The sequence below is a fragment of the Ruegeria sp. SATB027 genome (assembly GCF_059613825.1).
Map to the genome: position 1 here is coordinate 54,406 of NZ_JBXWTH010000011.1, position 21,943 is coordinate 76,348.

The following is a 21,943-nucleotide window of genomic DNA, read 5'->3' on the forward strand; positions in this document are numbered from 1 at the left end:
GCAGTCTCCTCCTCCCGGACTGCCGCAACACCCGCGCCCCGCGTTCCTCCAGACGCGGGGCGTTGTTCTTTGATGAAAGCGCCTTTGCACATCAAAGCGTGGGCCCGGTAAACTCGGCTACACTCATCGTGAACCTGTGCTAGAACTTGCAGATGTCGACGGCATACACGCAGACCAGACCGGCTATTCCCCAATCGCTTGCGGTTGTTGGCGTACTTTTCGCATCAGTCTGTTTCGGGCTTGTTCCCTATTTCAGCAGGGGATTGACCGAGCAGGGCGTCGCACCTTTCGCCGTCGCATTCTACCGCTACATCGTTCCGGCGGTTTTGTTACTGCCAGTTCTCGTCGTACATCGAACAGCCTGGCGCGAGATTTGTTGGGGTCTTGCGGTCGGAGTGGTGATGGGGCTTGGCTGGATCGGATATGTCACAGCCCTAAAGACACTGCCCGCATCGACGGTGGGCGTGCTCTATATGACATATCCAGTTTTCACGTTGATCATTGCGTGGGCTTTGTTCGCCGATACTCCCACAAGGCGCGCGTTTCTTGCGTCTGGTCTCATCATTCTGGCTGCCATCATAGCAGGCTCGCCAGCATCCGTTCCGGTCGAGCACATTCCTACGCTTTTAATCTCGCTGGCGGCGCCATTTGGTTTTGGCTTCGGGATTTCTGTTCTGGTCCACAGGTTGTCACGAATTGCGCCACTTGCCCGTATCGCCTCGGTGTCTCTGGGATCGGTTCTTGGGCTTTTGCCTTTGATGCTAAATGCAGACGTTTCCACGCTGCTTCCTGAAGGTCAGTCCGATTGGGTTCTGATCATTGGAATTGGATTGGTCACGGCGCTTGTGCCGCAGCTTGTCTACACGATCTGTTCGCCGCTGATCGGAGCTTCTCAAACTGCGGTTGTCGGAAGCATTGAATTGCCCACAATGTTTGCAGTCGGGTTCTTCGCGTTTGGAGAAGCGATCACAACTGCGCAAGCCATAGCCTGTGCCTTGGTCATAGGGGCGATTGCAATCACCAGAAGTCGGGTGACGCGCCCCGTAACGACCGTGATAGCGAAAGAGGAAAAGACGTAAGCTTGGGATCGGATCAGGCCTGTAAGAAAAGTCCCCACGAAGCTTGCCCGCGGGGAATTCATGCTTGGTGAAATAACGTCATTGCCCAGCCGTCGCCCAGCCGTCACCGGCCCGTTTGACCGGAACAACGCCTCGCCTGTGGGCAGAATGGCCACCGCCCCAAGGCGATGGCCGCCAGATCAGACCGACATGCAGACGTATTTCATCTCAAGATAGTCTTCCATGCCGTGATGGCTGCCTTCGCGGCCCAGACCGGATTGCTTGACGCCGCCGAACGGGCCCAGCTCGGTCGAGATGATGCCGGTGTTCACGCCGACAATGCCATATTCCAGCGCTTCGGCCACTTTGTAGACGCGGCTCAGATCTTTTGCATAGAAATACGAGGCCAGGCCAAAGATTGTGTCATTCGCCATGGCGATCACGTCATCTTCATCCTCGAACTTGAACAGCGGGGCCAGCGGGCCAAAGGTTTCGTCCTGCGCCACCATCATGTCCTGAGTCACTCCAGTCACGATGGTCGGCTGAAAGAACGTACCGCCCAGATCGTGAGGCAAGCCGCCGGTCAGAACGGCGCCGCCCTTGTCCGTGACATCCTTGATATGCTCTTCCACCTTGGTGACCGCATCGGCATTGATCAGCGGACCGGTTGTGGTGCCCTCGGCCAGACCGTCGCCGATTTTCAGGGCTTCGACCGCCGCTTTCAGTTTGGCAGCGAACGCGTCGTAAACACCGGCCTGTACATAGATGCGGTTGGCACAGACACAGGTCTGGCCGTTATTGCGGAATTTGCACAGCATCGCGCCTTCGACCGCAGCATCCAGATCCGCATCATCAAACACGATAAAGGGTGCATTGCCGCCTAGTTCCATCGAGCATTTCATGACCTGATCAGCAGCTTGCCGCAGCAGGATGCGCCCCACCTCGGTCGAGCCGGTAAAGGTCAGCTTGCGTACACCGGGGTTTTCGCAGAACTCCTTGCCGATCTCGCTGGCCTGAGATGAAGGCACCACGTTGAACACACCACCTGGCACGCCGGCTTGTTCCGCCAGACGCGCCAGAACCAGCGCGGACAGTGGCGTTTCTGCCGCCGGGCGGGCAACAAAAGCACACCCCGCCGCCAGCGCAGGTCCTGCCTTGCGAGTGATCATGGCGTTGGGAAAGTTCCAGGGTGTGATCGAGGCCGCCACACCAATGGGCTGTTTCAGCACCATGATCCGTTTGTCGCGCTGATGCCCCGGGATGGTCTCGCCATACACGCGCTTGGCCTCTTCCCCGAAAAATTCGATGAAGGAGGCACCATAGCCGACTTCGCCGATGGCCTCAGCCAGTGGTTTGCCCTGCTCCGCGGTCAGGATCTTGCCCAGATCTTCAGCGTTCTCCATCATCAGGTCGAACCAGCGCCGCAGGATCACCGCTCGTTCCTTGCCGGTCAACTTGGCCCATTCCTTTTGCGCGGCTTCGGCCTGTGCAATTGCTCCGGCGACTTGCGTTCGGCTGACATCGGCCACTTTGGCCACCACATCGCCCCGGGCCGGGTTGGTCACGTCGAAAGTTCCGTTGTCACCGTCCACCCACTGACCACCGATATAGGCTTTGGTTACAAGCAAGTCAGGATTCTTCAGAATTGATTTCAGATCGGTCGTTGCGTCCAGCATGTCATTCTCCGCGCAGAAGTTGAGTTGCCGCACCCAATCAGGTGTTGAGGGCTTTGTCTATGTCCACCGATGCGGGTCGATCAGCCCAGATTTGATCAAATTATTTTCAGACCCAATCGTTGCAGCATAGTCGCAGCGTTGAGTTCTACGTCAGGTTGCGATCACGTGGCTTTCCTTTCCACCCCAAGTTTGCCAGAGTTTGCGTGATTTTTGGACTCAAGGGGATGTAAATGACCGTAACATTCCCTATCTTATTGGGTAATTAAAGAAAAAAAGGACAGCAGAGATGTCGAACCAGCAATTCGAAGCGCTTATCAAAGAAACGCAAACGAAAGTGCGCGAAAGCCAGTCGCAGATTGAGGGGCTGACCTCGCGGATCGAAGCGGCGCGGGCCAAGATTGGAACGGCCGAGGCCGATATCGACATCGAAAATGCCTCGCTTGAGGATGTTCACGCCCATACTGAGGTGATGAACGCCAACATCGCCGAGCTGATCATGGGTCTGGACGATGTTACCAACGCGTTTTCCAAGGATTTCGACGAGATGCGCTCGAAAACCGGGTGGGAGTCGTTTGTCGGCATCTTTTCCAAGGGAAAATCCGAGTCGCTCCGGCAAGAGCGGATGCGAACGGCCAATATCGACGACAAATTGCAGGACCTGATCGCCAAATCCGATGTGATCGTGAAGCTGTTGCAAGGGCAGCTGACTGTGCTGGAAGAGCAACGCGTAAAGGTCGAGGATAACCTGACAGGCACGCTGGACGATCGCGAGGCAACCGTGGCCGAACTGGAAGCACTGCGGGCCGAGATCCAGGGCATGGACCCGGCGATTATCACGCTGGAAAACAAGATCAGTGTCGAACAGGACGCCGCCGCGCGCACCCAGCTGGAAACTCAGCTGGCCGAGCTGAACAAGCAATACAACGCCAAGGTTCAGGAAGAGCAGGTCAAGTTGGCCAAGTCTCAGACGCTGGAGCGTTATATCGAAAAGGGTAAGACCTGGGTCGATTCACTGCAGAACCAGGCGGCGACGCAGATGGTGCTGATCAACAAGCTGCAGACAGACACGCAGCAGCGCGTGGTGCTGTATGACGCCCTGACCAAATCGCTGAAAACCGCGCAGCAGCAGGACGTGGCCCACCGCATCAACGAGATCGGTGTGCAGACGGACCAAGAGGCGCAGACGGCGATGGCCGCCATCGGCACAGCGACCAACCAGAAGATGGCCGACATGCTTGAGGCACACGAGGACCACATGGTCTTTGCTCGCGACGTGCTGGAGAAAAAGGCCAAGGCGGATGAACGCTTTGCCCGCCGGTTCGCCTCGATTGTCGAGAAGCATGATAAGAATTTGTATGGGGGTTGAGGTTGGGCCGATTGAATATAAGCCGGTCAGAGCAGTTTGGTTGGTCGCCCCTTCGTTGGGTTAATGGTATCTTCGGTGCAGTGCTTGCGGTGGCATATATCGGGGGGTGGTACTTTCTCTTTGCGCTACCTTTGATGGTGGCATTTGCCATTAGCTTTGCGGTTACGTTTTGGATTACCGGTGGCAACGAAACTGCCATGGGAATTTCACTAATATTGCTGTCGCCAATTTCTTTGGCGTTTCTCGTTTGGCAAGTAGCGAGGTTTGTAGGCCCTGCTTATGTTGGCATAATTCAGAAATGTGGAATTATCTGGCAGCGCGCTCACCATTTCTCTCCAGCGGATTTGCTTGGTTCTGTTCGCAAACAGCGCCAGGTAGCGTCTGCGGACTTTCTTAGACTGTGGGAGAAAGCAATTGGTAGCTGACCCCACCAAAGACCATGTTGGCCTGACCGACACTTTCGCTTCGCGCCGGTATTTCCGCAAATTCGAGGTGATCACTGTCCACCTGTTGCGCGTGGCTGCGACGATGGAGGCGGAGGGTGCGATCTCGAAGCAAGAGGTGCGGATCGTGTCGCGCTACCTCTCGGGGCTGCTCTACACCTTTCGCGCGCTTAGCATGAAATACCTGCTGGTTGGGCGCGATACGGGGCGGTTCTTTGGCAGCCTCGCCATGGACAAGCGCGACAGCGGCTTTCCAGTGGCGGCTGAGTTGCTGACCATGGCCAATGACGCGCAACAGGCGCAGGTGCATTTGGCGAATATGCCCTCGGAAGATGACCTGAAAACCGACATGGTCCGCACGATCATTGGCGACCGGGAAATTCCAACCAAGCTGCAATTTGCGCTGTCGCAAAGGCTTTATTACGAAGAGTTGCTTAAGGGTCAGTTGTTCTGGGCCCGCAACGATCCCGAATGTCACTGGATCGGGAATGAGGGCGAGCGGCGCAAGTTCTTGATCCACTGGGCGGTCTATGACAGTCAGGTCAACCTGCCCGTCATCTATCTGATGCAGCTGGAGGACACAGGCAAAACCGCCCTGCCCAAGGACCAACGCCGCTGGCCCGAGGTGCAGGCACATCTGATGGCGCAATCGCTGGGCGGTCTGAAATTGGTGACCATCGCCAAGGGCTTTGATCAAGATTTCGATGACCTGCATCCCAAACACCTTCGTCGAATCCATGTGGGGCCGATGTATTCCTCGGCCTATACCGAACAATCCGGCCCTTTGCGGCAGGTGTTGGAGGATGCGCAATCTCCGCAAGGGCAGGATTGGGCGCTGGCCTGGACAACCGAAGAGCTGCACAGCGAAGAGGTCATCGAGGAGCGCGCGGGCTGGTTTTCAACTGTCGAGCGCGAGGTCTTTGCGCTGGATCCTTTCGGCGGGCAGGGGGCCGAAACCGGCGCCACCCGCACCCAACGGTCGATCATCCTGCCACAGCGCCCGTTTCAGGTGCTGGCCGAACGTAACCCGCCGGGCTTTGCCGATGTGCGCAAGTTCGTCGTCAGCAATGCCGGGCAGGTTTTGAGGTACTAATTTTCGCCTCCGGCGAGAGTATTTTAGAAAAGATGAAGCAAGGGCGGTTTCTTAGATGAGTTTGACGTCAGATCAGATGGAATTGCGCGAAGACGACATTCGCAAGCATTATCCGGCAGCAACCGCTTTGCTGAACGGGTTCGAACACGCGCCGCGGATCGCCAAAGCCGTGGAAACCACCGTTGAACGCTCACCAGGTGTTTCGACTGGTCGGCGGTTTCGCTCGACGACACCGGGGTTGGTGACACGCCGGACCGTGCGCGCAGACGGGGTGCATCTGGTTGAGAGGATCGAAGCCTCGGACGATGGTGACGCCTTGGTTTCGCCGCCGCAAGCGACGGCGCAACAGGCGATCCGCCGCGCCATCGCAATCGCTTTGGCCGTGGCCGATACTTATGCGGAACAGACCCCGCTTGCGGATCTGAAACGCGCGAACCTGGCGGGAGATCTGCCCGCCGCGCGGAAGACCGAGTTTTCGGAGGTTCTGACAGCCGAAGCGCTGATCACGTTGCACACGTTCGGCAATGCGCTGGCCTATCTGTTATCCTCGCATCTGGGTGAGACCACGGTTGATATTGGTGAGATCGAAGAGGTCCTGACAGACAATGGCCAGCTCGCCCTGCACGGCGCGTTGTGGGAACTGGACCAGACGCTGGCCAAATACGCCTCGGACGATGCCCATCTGATCGCCGCCACCAGTGCCTATGCCGAGCAACTGATGGAGAAGTCAGCCCTGCGCGCAGGGTCCGCAGGTTATCTGGCCCCGTTCCAGAACGCAGCCTGGCATGTAGAAGCCGACGATCTGACGATCCGGGGGTTCGAGCCGGCCTCCAAGGCCAAATCCACCACCTTGACCATGACGTTCAAGAAGCCGAACGAAGTGGTCGGCAACCATATCGCCAAATATCAGGCGATGAAGCTGGCCAAGATGGTGATGGCCTATGATTTCGACCGCCGCCTGAACCCGTTTGCGGAACTTGGCGGGTTCATCTTTACATTCATGGGTGACGGAAAGCCGGGCACCGGTAAGACCACGCTGATCCAGATGATGGCCGGGTTGATCAACGAGTATTGCCAGAACGCAGGCTATCCGTTCCGCTATCAGAACCTGAGCACCGACAATATCGACAGCTATCAGGGCAAATCCGGCCAGAACGCCAAGGCGTTTATCAACACGATCATCGACCCCTCGGTCATCGGCTTTGGCACCATCGACGATATCGACCAGCTGGCGGGTAAGCGCGGTGACCGGCAGTCGTCAGCCGGGCAGTTGGAGATCACCGCCGTTCTGATGGAGAGCTTTGCCGGTGCCAACACCGTCGTGCGCGGCAACTGCACCTTTGGTATGTTCTCGAACTACCCTGAGAATGTGGACGACGCCCTGCGCCAGCGGGCGGGTGCGCGGTTTCTGGTGGACGGGCCACAGACGCGCGAGGATTACATCGACATCCTACACCTGCTGATGGGCCGCAACCATGACATCCCGCTGGGTGAGCACGAGGCCTATGCCGCGCAGGAAATCAAAAAGGCTGTCGCCGCCAGTTTCGAAAGTCACTCCCGCCCGCATGAGGACGCGCTGTTGCAGGTCTATGACCGGGTGTCCGGCGATATCGGCCAGATGGATACGATTGCCAAGATGGGCACCTACCTCAAGGCGATCCAGCAGGCGGATGAGCGCTTTACCGGTCGCGCGATCAAGAACATCACCGACGCGGTCAAGGTCCGCGCGATGGATTTCGAACTGCCCGATGAGTGGATGGAAAACCCCGACCTGTTCCTGTTCCGCGACTACGATACGAAGAGAGCGATGATCGAGGACCTGCGCCAGCCGATCACGGTGGAAATGGTGATACAGGAGATCAACCGCTACGCCGACAGCGAGTTCCGCTATGCCGACAAGAGCGACGAGGTCGCCATCGAGAACGCGGTGCGCGAGATGGGCCGGATGGAAGAGGCCAAGCGGCGGTATCTGGAGGGGAAGGGGTGACGCCACTAGAATGGAGTGATCTAATCAGAAATGCGGCGTTAACTATTGCTAGCTTGTTTGGCGCGGGCATTGGTTTCGCTGGCTTACGATCTTGGAAAGCACAAAGGCGTTGGGAGCGTGACAACGAATTAGCACGTCGATTTTTAGTGTCTTTGATTAGATATCAATCCGCGATTAACGAATTGAGATTTAGGACGCTCAGCCCAGCTCTAGTTCCTCAAATAGAGATACCGGATATTCTACGAGAAAAAAGTGGCGTGTCACTAGACGACGCTGGCCATTTCCAAGAGATCGCCGAACACGTCGTTAAGAAAACCGATGTCGCCAGAAAAATCAAAGTGGAGTTCGAAGCTATTTCTTTGGAGGCAAGAGCGATCTGGGGTTGGCCATCAGAAGAAGAATCTAGCAAGATATTCGAACTTCATACTAAGCTACTTATGGGGTTGGAATGGTTTTTGCGCCTAGATGATCCCTCCAACAATGCGGAGGATCATGAGATATCGGCGGCTGCTTTCAAAGAGTATGAAGACATAGTTATTGAACCGACTAGAACGGATGATAGCTTTCAGAGCGATCTTCACTCAGCGGTATCAAACATGGAGAATTTCCTGAAAACTAAACTTGACGTGTCGCAATTATGATCCGTCTCATCAAAAAAGGCCTGATGTTCGGCAACCTCGTCCACATCTCCAGCCCGGCTCTGGTCGAGCGGTATAACCGCGCGTTGCAGCATCTGGCGGGCAAGACCACTCAGCTTTCGGATTTCCATGTTGATATCTCGGGCTATTCGCCTGAAGTGGGGATTGAGCTGGAGGATGAGCTCTACCTCAACCCCAACGGGGTTAACCGGCAGTTCATCCTGCTGACGACCGAGCAGAAACGCGCGCCTTTGCTGAACGTCAAATTCTCGACCTCGCGCGATATCCTGCGGGAATTCATCGAGATGAACGAGGCGCAGTTGTTTGCCCTGACCGCCACCGATGCGGTGGCCGGAGAGCTGGTGAACTCGGTCTTCAAGCTCAGCAGCCCCCGTGATTTGTTTAATCTGCGCAAAATCGAGATTGAGGCCGACACCGCAGGCGGCACCTTGCGCAAGGCACAGCAACTGGCGGGCATGGTGGAACAATTCAAGACAGAAGAGGACGCCTGGTTCGACGATGTGCTGATCGCCAGGATGATCGAGACCGCCAAGGAGACCGGCGACGTCACGCGCAACCCCGTCCATCTGCGCCACACGGATTTTGAGCAACGCAACTTCTGGACGGCGCATTTCGGCGGGCTGTACCTGTTCCCGGACCTGGATCACCCGGCGGCGATTTGTATGGGTGACAAGCCTGACGATTTGCCGATCAAATACGTTTTTGACCCGTTGCAGCGGAACCAGATTGCAAAGTTTCTGGATTACAATGATCTGGTCGAACCCATCGTCAAGGCGCGCGGTGTAGACGCCGCCGCAATCCTGCAGCAGAAGATGGATTTCCTGACTGTCGATGCGGCGGCGGATGCGGATGTCGACCTGACCGGGCTGGACCGAAGCGATATGCGGCGGTTGGCGCGCAATCACTCGGATCGCTTGCCCGAAGCCTATCACGGCCTTGCGCAACTGTTGCGCTGGGCAAGCGACGGGGGGCCGTGGCCGCGTATCACGTCGGATCATCCGGCTTATTTCTACACTTTGCGCGCCGCTGACACGCCGAACCGTGATCTGGTGAACATGCTGCTGGCCGAACTGGCCCCGCTGGACCCGCGCCAGATGTTCATTTGCCACAAAGAGCTGTTCTATAGCACCTATTCCAGATGGCCCGAGAGCAAGAAAGCCTATGTTGCCGACTTCCTCGCGCGCGAGTATCAGGTGGACAAGCAAGGGGCCCGTGCCGCGCTGTTCGGCCATGAGCCGGATATGAGCGGAGAAGACCGGGTCAGCGATGACATAATCTCGCGTGTTGGTCCGTGGGGTTCGGTAAGGAAAGGCTGAAATGTTCGGGTTATTGCGCCTTTTGCTGATCTTGTTGGTGATCCAGACGATCGCCTATGTCGCGCTGTCTTTCTACTCGCGCGGGATACGCCGTCGCAAACTGGAAAGCTGGTGGGATGAGAAGGGCAAGACGGGCAACAAGGACGCTTTTGTCGAACGCGGATTGCATGTGTATGACAATTCGTTCCGGCGCAAACTGATCCTGGGTGTCTATATTGTGCCATGGGTGGCGATTGGCGCGCTGATCTACATCGTGAATTACATGTGAGGGTTTAGGCATGGCCTATGTGAAATGGGCGTTCATCATCATCTTCTGGGGAACGATCGCGGCGGTCCTGCAATACTCGCTGCCGCAACATGATGTTGTGCGTATCGTAAACACCTACGAAGAGCGGCAGGATCTGAACGACTGGACACGGATTTTCTGGTCCGAACCCGAAGACCAATCCACCAGCCTGTCCAACCGGGATGTGCAATTCATTCAGGCCGTGCGCGAAAATGGCAAGCCGATCGTGTACCGAAACGAAGACACCGGGTGGGGGTGGCCACCCTACTTCAAGTTCGATACGGCGAACCTTTACACCGAAGCCAATGATGCGAAATCGACCAAGGAAAATCCGAAATGGGTGGTCGTGACCCATTACGGGTGGCGCAACGAGTTCATGTCGATCTTTCCCAACGCCATTTTCATCAAACATGTGGACGGGCCGGATGCGCAGGTCATTCCCTGGTTCAACATCATTTTCCTGACAATTTTCGCCGCGCTGGTCTGGGCGGTTTGGGTGCGCTGGCGCAGGTTCCGAAAGGCCCGAATTGATCCGATGATCGAGAATGTGGAAGACGGCTTTTATGCGGCCGGTGACGCGATTGAAGAACGCCGAAACAGATTTCAGCGCTGGCTGGACAGCTGGAAATCGAAATAGGCCTTAACGTCGCGGGCGTGTTTGTGGCACGCCCGTTGGACCAAAGATATCGGCTACCTGACAACAAATTCTGCGTGCAAGGCGCCCGCCGCTTTGATGGTTTTCAAAATGTCGATCATATCCTGGGGTGATACCCCCAGCGCGTTCAGACCTGCGACAACCTCGGACAGGGTCGTAGCTTCGGGGATTTCGGCAAGGCCGGTTCCTTCTTCCTCTTCGATCCCTGCAATAGTGCGCGGAACGACCACTGTTTCGCCCCTGGCAAACGGATTGGGTTGCACGGCAATCGGTGCTTCCTGAACTGTCAGGGTCAGATTACCCTGAGAGACAGCCACACGCGATATCCGGACTTCCTGCCCCATTACGATGGTGCCAGACCGCTGATCGACCACCACACGCGCCTTTGCTTCCGGCTCGACCAGAATATTCTCGATACGCCCAATGGCATGGGCCGTCGACACTGCCTGAGTTGCAGCAATGTTGAGTTCAACCGTGCCTGAATCGCGCATGATTGCCACAGCTCTGTTGAACTCGGTGTTTATGGCGAATTCGATACGCGCGGCCGTGGTGAAATCGGGTTCTCTCAACGCAAGGCGCATTTGGGTTAAAGTTGACAAGTCGAACTCAATTTCACGCTCAACACGCGCGCCGGACGGGATTACACCCGAGGTTGGCACCCCACGCACGACTGACGCAGCCTCTCCTTCAGCGGAAACGCCACCTGCAAGGATTGTGCCTTGTGCAACCGCATAGATTTGCCCATCTGCTGCGTTCAGTGGGGTCATAACCAGTGTCCCACCCAACAGACTGTTTGAATCGCCTATCGCCGAAACCGTTACATCAATTTGGCCGCCGACTCTGGCGAAAGGCGGCAGACTGGCTGTCACCAAAACCGCTGCCACATTCTTGGGCCGGAAATCCTCGCCCGTTACGTTGACACCCAAGCGCTCCAAGATGTTGGACATGATCTCTTCGGTGAAAGGGGAGTTGCGCAATCCGTCGCCGGTTCCGTTCAAACCGACAACCAGGCCATAACCCACAAGATCATTACCCCGTACACCGTCGAAATCGACAAGGTCCTTGAGGCGGATTGCCCCCGCCCAGGCTATACCGGGAACAAGGATCAGGAGAAGTATCAGCGCCCTCATCTCAGGAAATTCACCAGCGAAAGGTTCGCATTGCGAACGGTTACCGAATAGAGACTTTCCAACTGAAACTGCACCGTTTGCAATTTCGCCGCTGTTTCATAAGGATCGACCGCGATCAGTTCGTTCCGGCTGAATTCCAGACTGGTTCGGGCCATCGAATTTCGCGTGGCGGCCTGTTCGATGCGGGCCTCGGCGCTGCCGACCTGGGCCTGCAAGTTTACCGTTGCATCCCGTGCGTTCGCCAGATCAACGCCCAGCTGGGTGAACAGGGCGGTGCGCTGGTCGGAAGAAAGAGCCAACGTATTGTCGGTGGCTAATGCCGCTATTGCAACATCCCTTAGGGCCGCCTTGAATGCCGGGTCGGTTGCCGTGAGTGGCAGCGTAACGCTTTCATTTTCCGAGATCTGCATAGGAGAGAGTGTGGTGCTCGCGCCCTGATAAATCATGGCGTCAAACCCGGCAGGGCTATTGAACCATGTGTCGGCAGCCAAGCGCATGTCGGCGACGGTCACAGCCCCCGTCAGTTGTGTCTTTAACGCAGCCAACAGCGTGTCAGTCGAGGGCAGTGGCGAGACATCCGTGGCTGTACCCGAAAACAGACTGCGCCCACCAACTCGCATGTTGAGCGCCGATACCATCGTGTCGAGCTCATTCCTGGCATGATCTGACGCCTGCGCATGATTTACCGGCTGATTGGCCGTTCCGTAGGCCAACAGAGACGCGGTCATTTCGCCAACCGAATCTCCAAATGTCTTCAGGCTCAACTGCATGGCATCCGTGAAAAGGGCCGCTTCGGCTGTGGCGATGCCAAAGGCGTCGAGCCTGGCAAGCGAGCGATCCAGATCCAGGATCTGAGAGTAATCTCCGCCAAGCCGACCAGATATATCCTGCACTTTGCCGGTGGACATCTCGTAAGAGAGGGTTTCAATCTGTGTTTTGATTTCAGTGGCGCGGGTGCGAAGGGTCATACCGCGCGCCAGATCGCCGATAGCAGTCAAGTTCATGCTCATAACCTCAGAAGCGTTTCCATAAGCCCATCGACGACCGAGATGACACGCGCGTTTGCTGCGTATGTCTGCTCGATCTGCATGAGGCGCTGTAATTCCTGATCCGTATCGACGCCTTGTTCGGCCTCAATCTGTGACATTTGTTGTTGGCTGTTGCTGGCAAAAACCTTCCGCTGCTCTGCAGCGTGAGATTGCGCCCCGGCTTTCGACATAAGCGCCTCGGTCAACTCGGCGGCGCGCATGTTTCCAGTGCCAAACAGCCCGCCAGGTACGGTGCGCGCATCATTCAGAATGGCACCGAAAGCACGCAGTTGCGACGCTTGTCCGGGATCGCCCGGCGTTGCGGCACCCAGCCCGGCGCGGAGCTTCCAGCTGTTCCCGCCGTTGTCGGGGTCCGCAACCGAATTCGCCGAAATGCGCGATGACAGCCCGACAAAGGTTGTCGGGTCGAACCGATTTCCGTTGTCTGTGAACAGACCGGGATCTGTCGCAAGTGCCGTGGGATCCAAGCCCGGCGTTTCAAATCTTTCGATAAGATCGCGGGCAACGGTATCAAGCTGCAGCTGCGCCTCAACCGCCAATTCATCGCGAATTGAAAACTGGGCTATCAACGCGCCGCCGCGGATTTGCGCAGTGTCCCCGCTGGTGCGTACCGGGTTGCCGTTCATAGCCAATCCGGACAGGAGACCATTTGCAACCGTCATGTGGGGTTTCGTCTCACCGGTCGTGGAAAAGGTGAACTCGGACGCCTTACCTTCAAGAAGTATCAACCCGCCGTCTGAATAGAGCGATACCTGATCGTTGGCACGTGGCACAACGTTGACCGGGATCAAAGTATTGACCTGATCGATCAGGACTTGCCGTTGATCCAGCAAGGCCCCGATATCGCCGCCGGAATTTTGAATGGCCGGAATCTTTGCGTTCAGAACTTCGATATCTTTCAGAACCAGGTTCAGGCTTTCGATCTGAGCACCTATCTTGCGGTCCGCGTCCGAGCGTGCCTGTCGCACACCCTCAGAAGCCGCGTTAAGCTCTGCCGTAAGATCGCGCGCCGCGCGCGCCACTTGATCAAGCCTTTCGATCGAGTCGGGTAGACTGGCTGCGGTGATGAAGCTGTTTTCCAAGGCAGACATACGGCTGGCAAGGGATGGCGTGCTGTCTGCTGTTCCTACAAGGTTTTCGAACCGTGAACGGAAATCCGAAATGGAGGATTGAAAGGCAAGCTCGGCGTCTGACGACCGTCTGTTGGCCGTCAGAACCGGGTCCTGATGCCGGATCACCCCAACCGTACGCACACCATTTCCAGATATGGGGCTTGTTGCCAGTTCAAGGGACCTGCGCGCATAGCCCGGTGTCAGGGCATTCGCGATATTCCCCGACACCACAGCAGCCCCGCGACTGGCCGCTGTCAGCCCGCCCAATGCGTTATTGAGTGCGGTCGACATATTCATGAGGCCGCTCCTTTCCTTTGGTCAGCGCCTGGATCAGCGCTTCAAGTTGGTCGTTTCCTGAAGTATCTCGTCCACCGTCTGGATCACCGTGGCGCTGGATGAATAGGCGCGTTGTGTCTGGATCAGGGATGTCAGCTCGGTTGCCACATCCGTGGTGGATTCTTCGCGTGCGAAGGAAACGATATCACCGGTTGGGCCTTCGCCCGCGTTCCACAGAAAGAACGTGCCGCTTTCGCGGGATGGCGCGTAGGTTTGACTGTCCAGTGCCGTCAGGCCATTGGGGTTAGGAACATCGGCCAGCGGGATCTGGAACATTCGGCGGCTGACGCCGGTATCGTAGAATGCATAGACATAGCCACTTTCATCGACCTGAACGCTGGTCATCGTACCAACGGCAGAGCCATCCCGCGTGATTGAAACTGGCGCGAAGGTGTCGGACAGCTGAGTAATGCCATCGGAATCGCCGATCAGTCCGATATTGACCTCCATCGGGCCGCCAGCGACATTGACCATGACACTGCCGGTTACCGGATCGTAAGCGCCACCGGATACAGGAGTGACGCTGGCCAGCGTACCACCAGCCGTTCGATTATCGGTAAAGGTCAAAGTGTATTCCCCGATAATTGCGCCACCGGATGCTGAATCGCGCAGAACCATGGTCCATTCATTGCTGCTGCCAGTTGCGGGAACGGTCGGGATCAGCTGAATATCAATACTTTCGGATTTCCCAAGATTGTCGAAATACTCGACCGATAAAGGCTGTGTGTCGCCCGGCGCACCCGCATCTGTTGCCGTCGCGGGAAGGTTCATACGCAGGTTCATCTTTGTCGTCGGGGCACCGGATAACTGGTTGACGCTCAACTGAATTGGTTCAAGCGCGGCGGGCGTGTCGCGTGGAACGGGCGGGATGGACCCGTCTGCCGCAGCACGCCATCCCAAAAGAACAAGGCCGGATTCGGTCACCAGATATCCTTCGTCGTTGGTCCGGAAGGAACCTGTGGTCGTCAGCAACATCTCGTTCGAATTTGCGCCGACCTGCGAGCTGGATCGTACCGGCAACATGCCGCGTCCGCGCACTGCAAGATCGGTAGAGTTGCTGGTGGTCACCAGTGATCCGCGCTGATCAATCATGCGCTGGCTGGTCGTGCGCACGCCCCCTGCCGAATAACTGCCACCCTGGCCAGACGTGACCATCGAATGAAAGTCAGTTTCCACTCGTTTGTATCCGTAGGTCGAAGAGTTTGCGATGTTGTCGGAAATCGTTGCCAACCTGTTGGCGTTGGCCTTCAACGCCGCCACACCGGCATTCAGCGAAGAGGAAATTGTCATTGGCGCGCCCTTCTGTTGCGTCAAGCTTCGATGCAACAGGTAACGCGCTGCCCCTTAACAGCGCGCTAACAAGTAAAATGCGTTCTATCCTTTAGGGTCGCCGCAGAAATACCACTTCGATTCTGTTGTTCCGAACCGCCATCGGATTGTCGGTGAAGAGTTTTCGGTCAGCATGACCAGTGACGCGATCCATCCGGCTTGCCGCTACGCCTTTGTCCTGTAACAGCTGGCGGACTGATTGCGCCCGGGCAGTGGACAGACCCCATGCGGTATTGCGAACCTGCACAACAGGAGATGCGCTGACATGGCCTTTGACAGCAATCGGGTTGGTCACGAGATCCGAAGAACGCGCTATGATCAAAGCAAGCGCCCGCAAGATCCCGGTTGGTTTCCCGGAACCGGGGTCGAACAGTGGCTGGGTGTCCGTATCGAATAGCTCAACAACGAATCCTTCGTCGGTGACGCGTGTCACGATATGCCTGAGAAGCTTATCCGACACCTCGCTTTCACCGGTTCGCCCCAAAAGCTGCGCTTCAAGCGTCGAGAAGTCTTCGGTGTCACCTTTGCCACCACCGATGGCATCCAAACCGGTTGACCCGCGTGCCTGACGGGATTCAGTTGCGTGTTTGGTGCTGGCCCCGGCACCATCCCGCAGCAATGTCTTTTCCGACAACATACTGTCGCCGCCAAAAGCACCGTCTCCGCCGCCGGATTCGGGGCTCAGAGGGATTGTCGGGGCGAAGTAATCCGCCAACCCTTTGCGTTGCTGTTCAGTTGTCGCGTTCAGCAGCCACATCAACATGAAGAAGGCCATCATGGCCGTGACAAAGTCGGCATATGCAACTTTCCACGCACCGCCGTGGTGACCATCACCACCCGACACACGCTTCTTCTTGATGATGATTGGCGCCACATTGGTCTGCGCACCCATCTCCACCACCTATATTATCACCCGACTTTTTGCCTAGCAGCGCAGGTCTTAAGGTGGCCTTAATACTTAAAACTGTTCAGAGTTCTGCTTAGCGTGGCAAGCTGATCGATGCACGGCGCAGTATCAATGACAGGCGATCAAAACTGTTTTCGATTCCCTCAGCTTCCGGTTTGGCAAAAAAGGCGTCCAATTCCTCGTGAACGCGAACGGCCTGATCCAGCAGCGGATCAGACCCTTCGGCGTACAGCCCGGCCTTGATCATCACTTCGGACTGCTCGTAACTGCCCACGAGTTTTCGGGTTTCTGTGATCATCTGGTTCTCGGCCTCGGATGCGGCTCCCGGCAGGCTCCGCGACACAGATCTGCTGACGTCAATGGCCGGGAAACGCCCCCGTTCGGCGATGTCGCGGCTGAGTACAATGTGCCCGTCCAAAACGCCGCGCAGAATGTCAGCGATGGGTTCATCCATGTCCGAACCGGCCACCAAAACGCTGAATACCGCAGTAATATCCCCCTGTTCCTGCGTTCCGGGACCTGCGCGTTCGCAAAGACTGGCGATCAGGGGGGTGACAGAGGGTGGATATCCCCGCAAAGACGGGGATTCCCCCATAGAAACAGCGATTTCACGATGCGCCTCGGCGAAGCGGGTCACGGAATCAGCCAGAAAAAGAACGTTTAGACCCAGATCCCGCAGATACTCGGCCGTCGACGTGGCCGACCAGGCACACCGCCTGCGCGCCAATGCCGACTGGTCAGAGGTGGCGGCCACCACGATTGTGCGTTTCATGGCTTCGGGGCCAATGGCCTGCGCGACAAATTCATTCACCTCGCGTCCGCGCTCGCCAATCAGAGCGACTACGACGACATCGGACTGCATGGACCGGGCCAGTGTGGAAAGCAGGGTCGATTTTCCAACACCCGAACCGGCAAACAACCCCACCCGCTGCCCGCGTACGACGGGCAACACAGTGTTGAGAACCGACAAGCCGGTGGCCATCCTCTGCCCCAATGGTTTGCGTGCCACGGCTGGTAGAGGGGCCTGCATGATATCGCGCGTCTGCGATCCGCTCAGCAACGGTTTTCCATCCAAGGGCCTGCCAAAGGGGTCGATTATCCGTCCAAGCCAGTGCAATCCCGGTGCAAAATCCGGTGATGGGTCAAGGTAGACGCGATCCCCCAGGCTGACTCCATCGGGGCCCGCATTGGGGAGCATTTTGATATGGCCAGAACCGACATGAAGCACCTCGCCCGCAAGATCGGACCCGACGCGCCGCCGCAATGTCAGCAAATCCCCGACTCGGGCATGCGTGTTCAAACCACCGATTTCGATCAGACCCTGTGCGACGCCGGTAACCAGTCCCACATGACGAACTGCGGTCATCCTGTCGAATTCATGTTTCAGAAGTACCGGGTCGAGATCAGACATCGTGGAGTCTCCAACTGAGTTCTGAAAACGGTTTCTAAAGGAATCGGGGTTAAGCCTTGATTGAAATTGATCGAGGGAGAAGCCCCGATGTTCTATGACCTGAACGTCTTTAAGACAGCGTACGCAATGGCAACCCATGCCGGGCAACGGCAGGCGGTCATTGCACGCAACATGGCGAATGCCGATACGCCGGGCTATCAGCCGCGCGATATCGAGGCCTTTCAGAAAGCTTTCGAAACCACCGGGCATGACGTGACCATGGACGCCACGCGGCCGGGCCATTTGCACGGCCGTATGGGTGCGCAAAACTGGGCTGAGGTTGAAGCTGTCCCATCAGGTGATCCCAATGGCAATGGTGTGTCGCTTGAGGAAGAGTTGCTTAAATCGGTCGAGGTCAAACGACAGCACGACCGAGCGCTGGCGATCTACAAATCCTCAATGGACATTCTGCGCACCAGTTTGGGTCGCGGATAAGGGGCGGCAGGTATGAGCGATTTTTCCCATTCCCTTACTGCGTCAGCCAGTGCTTTGCGCGCGCAATCCGCGCGGTTGCGGCATGTGTCCGAAAACATCTCGAACGCGGACACGCCCGGCTATCGACGCAAAACCGTACCGTTTGAAACCGTGCAGAAAAACGGTGGGGACATGGTGCAGGCTGGCCGTGTGACGCTTGACCAGCGTTCGCTCAGCCGCATCTACGACCCCGGTCATCCGTTGGCAGATGAAAGTGGTCACTACCAGGGCTCCAACGTCGATTTGATGATTGAAATCGCGGACGCGCGGGAAGCCCAGCGCAGTTATGAGGCCAACCTAAAGATGTTTGATCAGACGCGGCAAATGTCGTCGTCGCTGATGGAATTGCTCAGAAAATAAGGACAGCCAGAATGGATATCCGATCACTCAACGCCGCGCAGAATTATGCCGGCGCACGCTCTGCCACACAGGCCGATCCCGATCATGGCGGGGCGGCACAAGGATTGAGGGCGACCTTTCAGGACTTTGCAGCCACGCTGAGACACAGCGAACAGATATCTCAGTCTGCGATGGTCGGTCAGGCTGATCCCCATGCACTTGTTCAGGCGCTGGCCCAGACCGAACTTGCGGTAGAAACCGCAGTGATCGTCCGCAACAAAGTGGTCGAAGCCTATCAGGAAATCCTGAGAATGCCGGTCTGACCCGATGCTCAGCGAAGGGCTTTTTTATGACATCGTTCGTCAGGCGTTGTGGGTTGCGGTCATTACATCCGTCCCGATCCTTGCCGTTGCTCTGGTTTCTGGCCTGATTGTCGGTCTGTTCCAGGCGCTGACCTCGATACAAGAGATGACCCTGACCTTCGTTCCCAAATTGATCGCCATTGTCATCGTGTTCTGGATTTCGATGGGGTTCATGACTCAGACCCTTGTTACGTTTTTTACCGGAACGCTTGTTCCCTTGATTGCAGGAGGCCGCTGATGGACACGGCTTACGTCACCCTGTCCCGCCAGTCCGGGCTAATGAATGAAATGCGACTGGTGGCGAATAACATCGCAAATGCCAACACGACCGGATATCGCCAGCAGGGGCTGGTGTTTTCGGAATACGTGCGCGACATTCCGAACAATCCGTCCCTCTCCATGAGCCGGGCCGAGGCGCGCAACACATCGTTGCAACAAGGTGTGCTTACGAAAACCGGAGGGCAGTTTGATTTCGCCATCGAAGGGGACGGGTTTTTCATGGTTGAAACCCCGGATGGCAACCGGCTGACGCGTGCGGGCAGCTTCTCGCCAAATGCCGAAGGCGATCTGGTTGCGATGGATGGTGCGCGTGTTCTGGATGCCAACGGTGCCCCGGTCTTTATCCCACCCGATGCAGCTACGATTGATGTCGGCAGTGATGGGACGTTGAGTGTCAACGGCCAATTTCTGGGCCAGTTGGGCGTTTTCAATGTCGCTGATCCGCAGGAGCTGATCCGCGAAGGAAATACGCGGTTTCGTGCCAATGGTGCGATAAACCCGGTTGATGAACCCGTTGTTTTGCATCGCTTTCTCGAAGGTTCAAACGTCAATGCCATTCAGCAGGTGACCCGCTTGGTGGAAATCCAGCGCGCCTATGAGCTGGGACAAAGCTTTCTTGACAGCGAAGACGAACGCGTGCGCGGGGCGCTCAAGGCGCTGATGCGCTGATGCGCTGAACGGTAAAAGGAGAGTTTGACATGCGAGCCCTGAAAATTGCCGCCACCGGAATGACCGCGCAACAGATGCGGGTCGAAACGATTTCGAACAACCTGGCAAACATGAACACCACCGGCTACAATGCCCGTCGGGCCGAATTTGCCGATTTGCATTATCAACAGATGGCGCGCGCCGGAACCGTAAACGCCTCGGACGGAACAGTATTGCCGACGGGTATTCAACTTGGTCTGGGTGTGCGGCCCGCAGCTGTTACCGTGCAACTGGAACAAGGTGCTTTGTCAGCCACCGGCAGTGATCTGGACGTGGCGATTGAGGGGCGCGGATATCTGGAAGTCACGCTGCCCAGCGGTCAGTCCGCGTATACGCGTGACGGCAGCCTCAAGCGGTCGGCAGAGGGTCTGATTGTAACCTCCGATGGTTATGCGGTTTCGCCGGAACTCACCGTTCCCGACGACGCACGGTCAATTTCGATCAATGCCGCGGGTGAGGTCTATGCTTATTTCGACGACTCTCCCGAGGGGCAGTTGCTGGGTGAGTTTGTCCTTGCCAGCTTTTCGAACGCCAAGGGGCTGGAAGCCATTGGCAGCAATCTGTTCAAGGAGACCGAGGCGTCGGGTGCCCCGGTGCTGGGAACTCCGGGAAGTGATGGGCTGGGCACATTGCGGCAGGGTTATCTGGAAGACAGCTCGGTCGACGCAGTGCGCGAGGTAACCGAACTTATCGAGGCGCAGCGCGGCTATGAGATGAATGCCAAAGTCATCTCGGCTGTGGATCAAATGATGAGCGCGACAACGCAGGTGCGATGATGCGAGGGATCGGCATATGTTTGGCACTACTGGCTCCAATCACAGCACAGGCTGACATTGTGGTTCCAACCCGCACGATCCGGGCCAAAGAAATCATTTCTGCAACTGACTTGAAAACAAGCCCGACGGATGTCCTAGGTGCGGTGACTGACCCTGATTTTCTGATCGGGCAAGAGGCGCGGGTGGCACTGTATCCCGGCAGGCCGGTCCGAGAAGTTGATGTAGGCCCCCCCGCCATCGTTGACCGCAACGATCTGGTCGTCCTGATATTCGACCGCCAAGCCTTGTCGATAACCGCGGAAGGCCGCGCCTTGGGGCGTGGCGCTGCTGGGGATCGCATCCGGGTCATGAACCTGTCGTCCAGAACAACTGTAACCGGCCAAATCCGCGCGGATGGCCAAGTCGAGGTTAAGTAATGACCGGACTGTCGAAAACTCTCCTTCTCATAGCTTTGTCTTTGGCCGCGTGTGGTCGTCTGGATCATCTTGGCAAGCCCCCGAGTTTTACACCAAACGAAGAATCTCCCGAGCAGGTTGCCATGCTGTGGCCGGGTCTGCCTTTGCACACGCAACCACAACGCACCGTTGACCGCTCATCTCTTTGGAGCGGAGGGCAGCAATCCTTGCTGGGCGATCAGCGAGCGATCAAGAAAGGTGACATCCTGACTGTAGTCATCGAGTTGGATGAAAAAGCTGAGATATCAAACAACACCAGACGGTCCAGATCAGGCTCGGAAAACCTTGAGGTTCCTGGCCTCTTTGGTTTGCCCCAGCGCGTGCAAAAACACTTACCTGACGGGGCATCGCTGGATGACGCCGTGTCCATCGAAGCGGATTCCACAAGTTCCGGGCGGGGATCTGTGAGGCGAAACGAGAAACTAACCCTGCGTGTCGCTGCGACGGTTCTGGATGTTCTGCCGAACGGGGTTCTTTCGATTTCCGGCTCGCAGGAGTTGCGGGTCAATTTTGAACTGCGCGAGCTTTTGGTGGCCGGGTATGTCCGCCCTCAGGATATCTCGCGACAAAACGAAGTCACCTACGACAAGATCGCCTCGGCGCGGGTGTCTTATGGTGGAAGAGGTCAGATTACAGATGTCCAGCAACCCCGATACGGCCAGCAAGTTCTTGATTCACTCTTGCCATTCTGAGGTGCG

At 56.9% G+C, this 21,943-nt stretch carries 23 protein-coding genes; 16 read left to right on the top strand and 7 right to left on the bottom strand.

Features of this window, described 5'->3' with window-relative positions; all coding sequences use genetic code 11:
- Nucleotides 1-152: 152 nt before the first annotated feature.
- Nucleotides 153-1,079, top strand: a complete 927-nt coding sequence (locus tag AC2FPW_RS00875; RefSeq protein ID WP_496812277.1) for a DMT family transporter — start codon at nt 153-155, stop codon at nt 1,077-1,079.
- A gap of 179 nt (nt 1,080-1,258) precedes the next feature.
- Here AC2FPW_RS00875 and AC2FPW_RS00880 read toward each other — a convergent pair whose 3' ends face one another.
- Nucleotides 1,259-2,734 (bottom strand): NAD-dependent succinate-semialdehyde dehydrogenase, encoded by a 1,476-nt coding sequence (locus AC2FPW_RS00880; RefSeq protein WP_496812278.1) that lies wholly within the window; start codon nt 2,732-2,734, stop codon nt 1,259-1,261.
- A 286-nt stretch (nt 2,735-3,020) separates the two neighbouring features.
- On the opposite strand from AC2FPW_RS00880, the gene AC2FPW_RS00885 reads away from it, so the two are divergent.
- The 7 genes from AC2FPW_RS00885 to AC2FPW_RS00915 all read left to right on the top strand — a co-directional run bounded on the left by AC2FPW_RS00885 (nt 3,021) and on the right by AC2FPW_RS00915 (nt 10,521).
- Nucleotides 3,021-4,100: a hypothetical protein gene (locus tag AC2FPW_RS00885; RefSeq protein ID WP_496812279.1), complete on the top strand. Its 1,080-nt coding sequence runs from the start codon at nt 3,021-3,023 to the stop codon at nt 4,098-4,100.
- A 414-nt stretch (nt 4,101-4,514) separates the two neighbouring features.
- The gene (locus tag AC2FPW_RS00890) at nt 4,515-5,636 is read left to right on the top strand and encodes a hypothetical protein (protein ID WP_496812280.1); all 1,122 of its coding nucleotides are present in this window, start codon (nt 4,515-4,517) and stop codon (nt 5,634-5,636) included.
- A 55-nt stretch (nt 5,637-5,691) separates the two neighbouring features.
- Nucleotides 5,692-7,623, top strand: coding sequence for an AAA family ATPase (locus AC2FPW_RS00895; RefSeq protein ID WP_496812281.1), 1,932 nt, complete (start codon nt 5,692-5,694; stop codon nt 7,621-7,623).
- A complete protein-coding gene (locus tag AC2FPW_RS00900) occupies nt 7,620-8,264 on the top strand; it encodes a hypothetical protein (protein WP_496812282.1) in 645 nt (214 codons plus the stop codon). Before AC2FPW_RS00895 ends, AC2FPW_RS00900 begins: the two co-directional genes overlap by 4 nt.
- The gene (locus AC2FPW_RS00905) at nt 8,261-9,598 is read left to right on the top strand and encodes a DUF6638 family protein (RefSeq protein ID WP_496812283.1); all 1,338 of its coding nucleotides are present in this window, start codon (nt 8,261-8,263) and stop codon (nt 9,596-9,598) included. Before AC2FPW_RS00900 ends, AC2FPW_RS00905 begins: the two co-directional genes overlap by 4 nt.
- A 1-nt stretch (nt 9,599) precedes the next feature.
- Complete coding sequence (locus tag AC2FPW_RS00910) at nt 9,600-9,866, top strand: hypothetical protein (RefSeq protein WP_209599214.1); 267 nt, start codon at nt 9,600-9,602, stop codon at nt 9,864-9,866.
- A 10-nt stretch (nt 9,867-9,876) separates the two neighbouring features.
- Nucleotides 9,877-10,521 (top strand): DUF1523 family protein, encoded by a 645-nt coding sequence (locus AC2FPW_RS00915; protein ID WP_496812284.1) that lies wholly within the window; start codon nt 9,877-9,879, stop codon nt 10,519-10,521.
- 53 nt (nt 10,522-10,574) lie between these two features.
- Here the strand turns inward: AC2FPW_RS00915 and AC2FPW_RS00920 are convergent, their stop codons facing one another.
- The 6 genes from AC2FPW_RS00920 to AC2FPW_RS00945 form a co-directional block, all read right to left on the bottom strand.
- Nucleotides 10,575-11,669: a flagellar basal body P-ring protein FlgI gene (locus AC2FPW_RS00920; protein ID WP_480483905.1), complete on the bottom strand. Its 1,095-nt coding sequence runs from the start codon at nt 11,667-11,669 to the stop codon at nt 10,575-10,577.
- Complete coding sequence (locus AC2FPW_RS00925) at nt 11,666-12,673, bottom strand: flagellin (protein WP_496812285.1); 1,008 nt, start codon at nt 12,671-12,673, stop codon at nt 11,666-11,668. Before AC2FPW_RS00925 ends, AC2FPW_RS00920 begins: the two co-directional genes overlap by 4 nt.
- A 2-nt stretch (nt 12,674-12,675) precedes the next feature.
- Nucleotides 12,676-14,127 carry a flagellar hook-associated protein FlgK gene (gene flgK / locus AC2FPW_RS00930; protein ID WP_496812286.1) on the bottom strand — a complete coding sequence of 484 codons (1,452 nt, stop codon included), beginning with the start codon at nt 14,125-14,127 and terminating at the stop codon, nt 12,676-12,678.
- Nucleotides 14,128-14,160: 33 nt separating this feature from the next.
- Nucleotides 14,161-15,456: a flagellar hook protein FlgE gene (locus AC2FPW_RS00935; protein ID WP_496812287.1), complete on the bottom strand. Its 1,296-nt coding sequence runs from the start codon at nt 15,454-15,456 to the stop codon at nt 14,161-14,163.
- Nucleotides 15,457-15,547: 91 nt separating this feature from the next.
- Nucleotides 15,548-16,387: a flagellar motor protein MotB gene (locus AC2FPW_RS00940; RefSeq protein WP_496812288.1), complete on the bottom strand. Its 840-nt coding sequence runs from the start codon at nt 16,385-16,387 to the stop codon at nt 15,548-15,550.
- Between the two features lie 88 nt (nt 16,388-16,475).
- Nucleotides 16,476-17,813: a FliI/YscN family ATPase gene (locus AC2FPW_RS00945; RefSeq protein WP_496812289.1), complete on the bottom strand. Its 1,338-nt coding sequence runs from the start codon at nt 17,811-17,813 to the stop codon at nt 16,476-16,478.
- An 87-nt stretch (nt 17,814-17,900) separates the two neighbouring features.
- Between AC2FPW_RS00945 and AC2FPW_RS00950 the strand changes: the two genes are divergently transcribed.
- The 8 genes from AC2FPW_RS00950 to flgH are packed head-to-tail and all read left to right on the top strand — an operon-like array spanning nt 17,901 to nt 21,937.
- A complete protein-coding gene (locus AC2FPW_RS00950) occupies nt 17,901-18,287 on the top strand; it encodes a FlgB family protein (protein WP_496812290.1) in 387 nt (128 codons plus the stop codon).
- A gap of 12 nt (nt 18,288-18,299) precedes the next feature.
- Entirely contained in the window at nt 18,300-18,686 is a 387-nt protein-coding gene (flgC, locus tag AC2FPW_RS00955; protein WP_267366989.1) for a flagellar basal body rod protein FlgC, read from the top strand.
- 11 nt (nt 18,687-18,697) lie between these two features.
- A complete protein-coding gene (gene fliE / locus AC2FPW_RS00960; protein ID WP_480773976.1) occupies nt 18,698-18,988 on the top strand; it encodes a flagellar hook-basal body complex protein FliE in 291 nt (96 codons plus the stop codon).
- Nucleotides 18,989-18,992: 4 nt separating this feature from the next.
- Complete coding sequence (locus tag AC2FPW_RS00965) at nt 18,993-19,265, top strand: flagellar biosynthetic protein FliQ (protein ID WP_480488141.1); 273 nt, start codon at nt 18,993-18,995, stop codon at nt 19,263-19,265.
- Nucleotides 19,265-19,975, top strand: a complete 711-nt coding sequence (locus AC2FPW_RS00970; protein ID WP_480773977.1) for a flagellar hook-basal body complex protein — start codon at nt 19,265-19,267, stop codon at nt 19,973-19,975. The genes AC2FPW_RS00965 and AC2FPW_RS00970 overlap by 1 nt, the downstream gene beginning before the upstream one ends.
- A 29-nt stretch (nt 19,976-20,004) precedes the next feature.
- Nucleotides 20,005-20,790 (top strand): flagellar basal-body rod protein FlgG, encoded by a 786-nt coding sequence (gene flgG, locus AC2FPW_RS00975; protein ID WP_480483915.1) that lies wholly within the window; start codon nt 20,005-20,007, stop codon nt 20,788-20,790.
- A complete protein-coding gene (gene flgA, locus AC2FPW_RS00980) occupies nt 20,790-21,206 on the top strand; it encodes a flagellar basal body P-ring formation chaperone FlgA (RefSeq protein WP_480483964.1) in 417 nt (138 codons plus the stop codon). The genes flgG and flgA overlap by 1 nt, the downstream gene beginning before the upstream one ends.
- On the top strand, nt 21,206-21,937 hold the full coding sequence (gene flgH, locus AC2FPW_RS00985) for a flagellar basal body L-ring protein FlgH (protein ID WP_496812291.1): 732 nt from the start codon (nt 21,206-21,208) through the stop codon (nt 21,935-21,937). The genes flgA and flgH overlap by 1 nt, the downstream gene beginning before the upstream one ends.
- The last annotated feature ends 6 nt before the right edge of the window (nt 21,938-21,943 follow it).

Bases quoted from the DNA above. Each gene is read 5' to 3' on its own strand.
- AC2FPW_RS00915 (WP_496812284.1), top strand. From the start codon at position 9,877: ATGGCCTATGTGAAATGGGCGTTCATCATCATCTTCTGGGGAACGATC.
- flgK (WP_496812286.1), bottom strand. From the start codon at position 14,127: ATGAATATGTCGACCGCACTCAATAACGCATTGGGCGGGCTGACAGCG.
- AC2FPW_RS00920 (WP_480483905.1), bottom strand. From the start codon at position 11,669: ATGAGGGCGCTGATACTTCTCCTGATCCTTGTTCCCGGTATAGCCTGG.
- AC2FPW_RS00885 (WP_496812279.1), top strand. From the start codon at position 3,021: ATGTCGAACCAGCAATTCGAAGCGCTTATCAAAGAAACGCAAACGAAA.
- AC2FPW_RS00910 (WP_209599214.1), top strand. From the start codon at position 9,600: ATGTTCGGGTTATTGCGCCTTTTGCTGATCTTGTTGGTGATCCAGACG.
- flgC (WP_267366989.1), top strand. From the start codon at position 18,300: ATGAGCGATTTTTCCCATTCCCTTACTGCGTCAGCCAGTGCTTTGCGC.
- flgG (WP_480483915.1), top strand. From the start codon at position 20,005: ATGCGAGCCCTGAAAATTGCCGCCACCGGAATGACCGCGCAACAGATG.
- AC2FPW_RS00935 (WP_496812287.1), bottom strand. From the start codon at position 15,456: ATGACAATTTCCTCTTCGCTGAATGCCGGTGTGGCGGCGTTGAAGGCC.
- fliE (WP_480773976.1), top strand. From the start codon at position 18,698: ATGGATATCCGATCACTCAACGCCGCGCAGAATTATGCCGGCGCACGC.
- AC2FPW_RS00880 (WP_496812278.1), bottom strand. From the start codon at position 2,734: ATGCTGGACGCAACGACCGATCTGAAATCAATTCTGAAGAATCCTGAC.
- AC2FPW_RS00925 (WP_496812285.1), bottom strand. From the start codon at position 12,673: ATGAACTTGACTGCTATCGGCGATCTGGCGCGCGGTATGACCCTTCGC.
- AC2FPW_RS00875 (WP_496812277.1), top strand. From the start codon at position 153: ATGTCGACGGCATACACGCAGACCAGACCGGCTATTCCCCAATCGCTT.
- AC2FPW_RS00945 (WP_496812289.1), bottom strand. From the start codon at position 17,813: ATGTCTGATCTCGACCCGGTACTTCTGAAACATGAATTCGACAGGATG.
- AC2FPW_RS00940 (WP_496812288.1), bottom strand. From the start codon at position 16,387: ATGGGTGCGCAGACCAATGTGGCGCCAATCATCATCAAGAAGAAGCGT.
- AC2FPW_RS00905 (WP_496812283.1), top strand. From the start codon at position 8,261: ATGATCCGTCTCATCAAAAAAGGCCTGATGTTCGGCAACCTCGTCCAC.
- AC2FPW_RS00965 (WP_480488141.1), top strand. From the start codon at position 18,993: ATGCTCAGCGAAGGGCTTTTTTATGACATCGTTCGTCAGGCGTTGTGG.
- AC2FPW_RS00895 (WP_496812281.1), top strand. From the start codon at position 5,692: ATGAGTTTGACGTCAGATCAGATGGAATTGCGCGAAGACGACATTCGC.
- flgH (WP_496812291.1), top strand. From the start codon at position 21,206: ATGACCGGACTGTCGAAAACTCTCCTTCTCATAGCTTTGTCTTTGGCC.
- AC2FPW_RS00950 (WP_496812290.1), top strand. From the start codon at position 17,901: ATGTTCTATGACCTGAACGTCTTTAAGACAGCGTACGCAATGGCAACC.
- AC2FPW_RS00970 (WP_480773977.1), top strand. From the start codon at position 19,265: ATGGACACGGCTTACGTCACCCTGTCCCGCCAGTCCGGGCTAATGAAT.
- flgA (WP_480483964.1), top strand. From the start codon at position 20,790: ATGCGAGGGATCGGCATATGTTTGGCACTACTGGCTCCAATCACAGCA.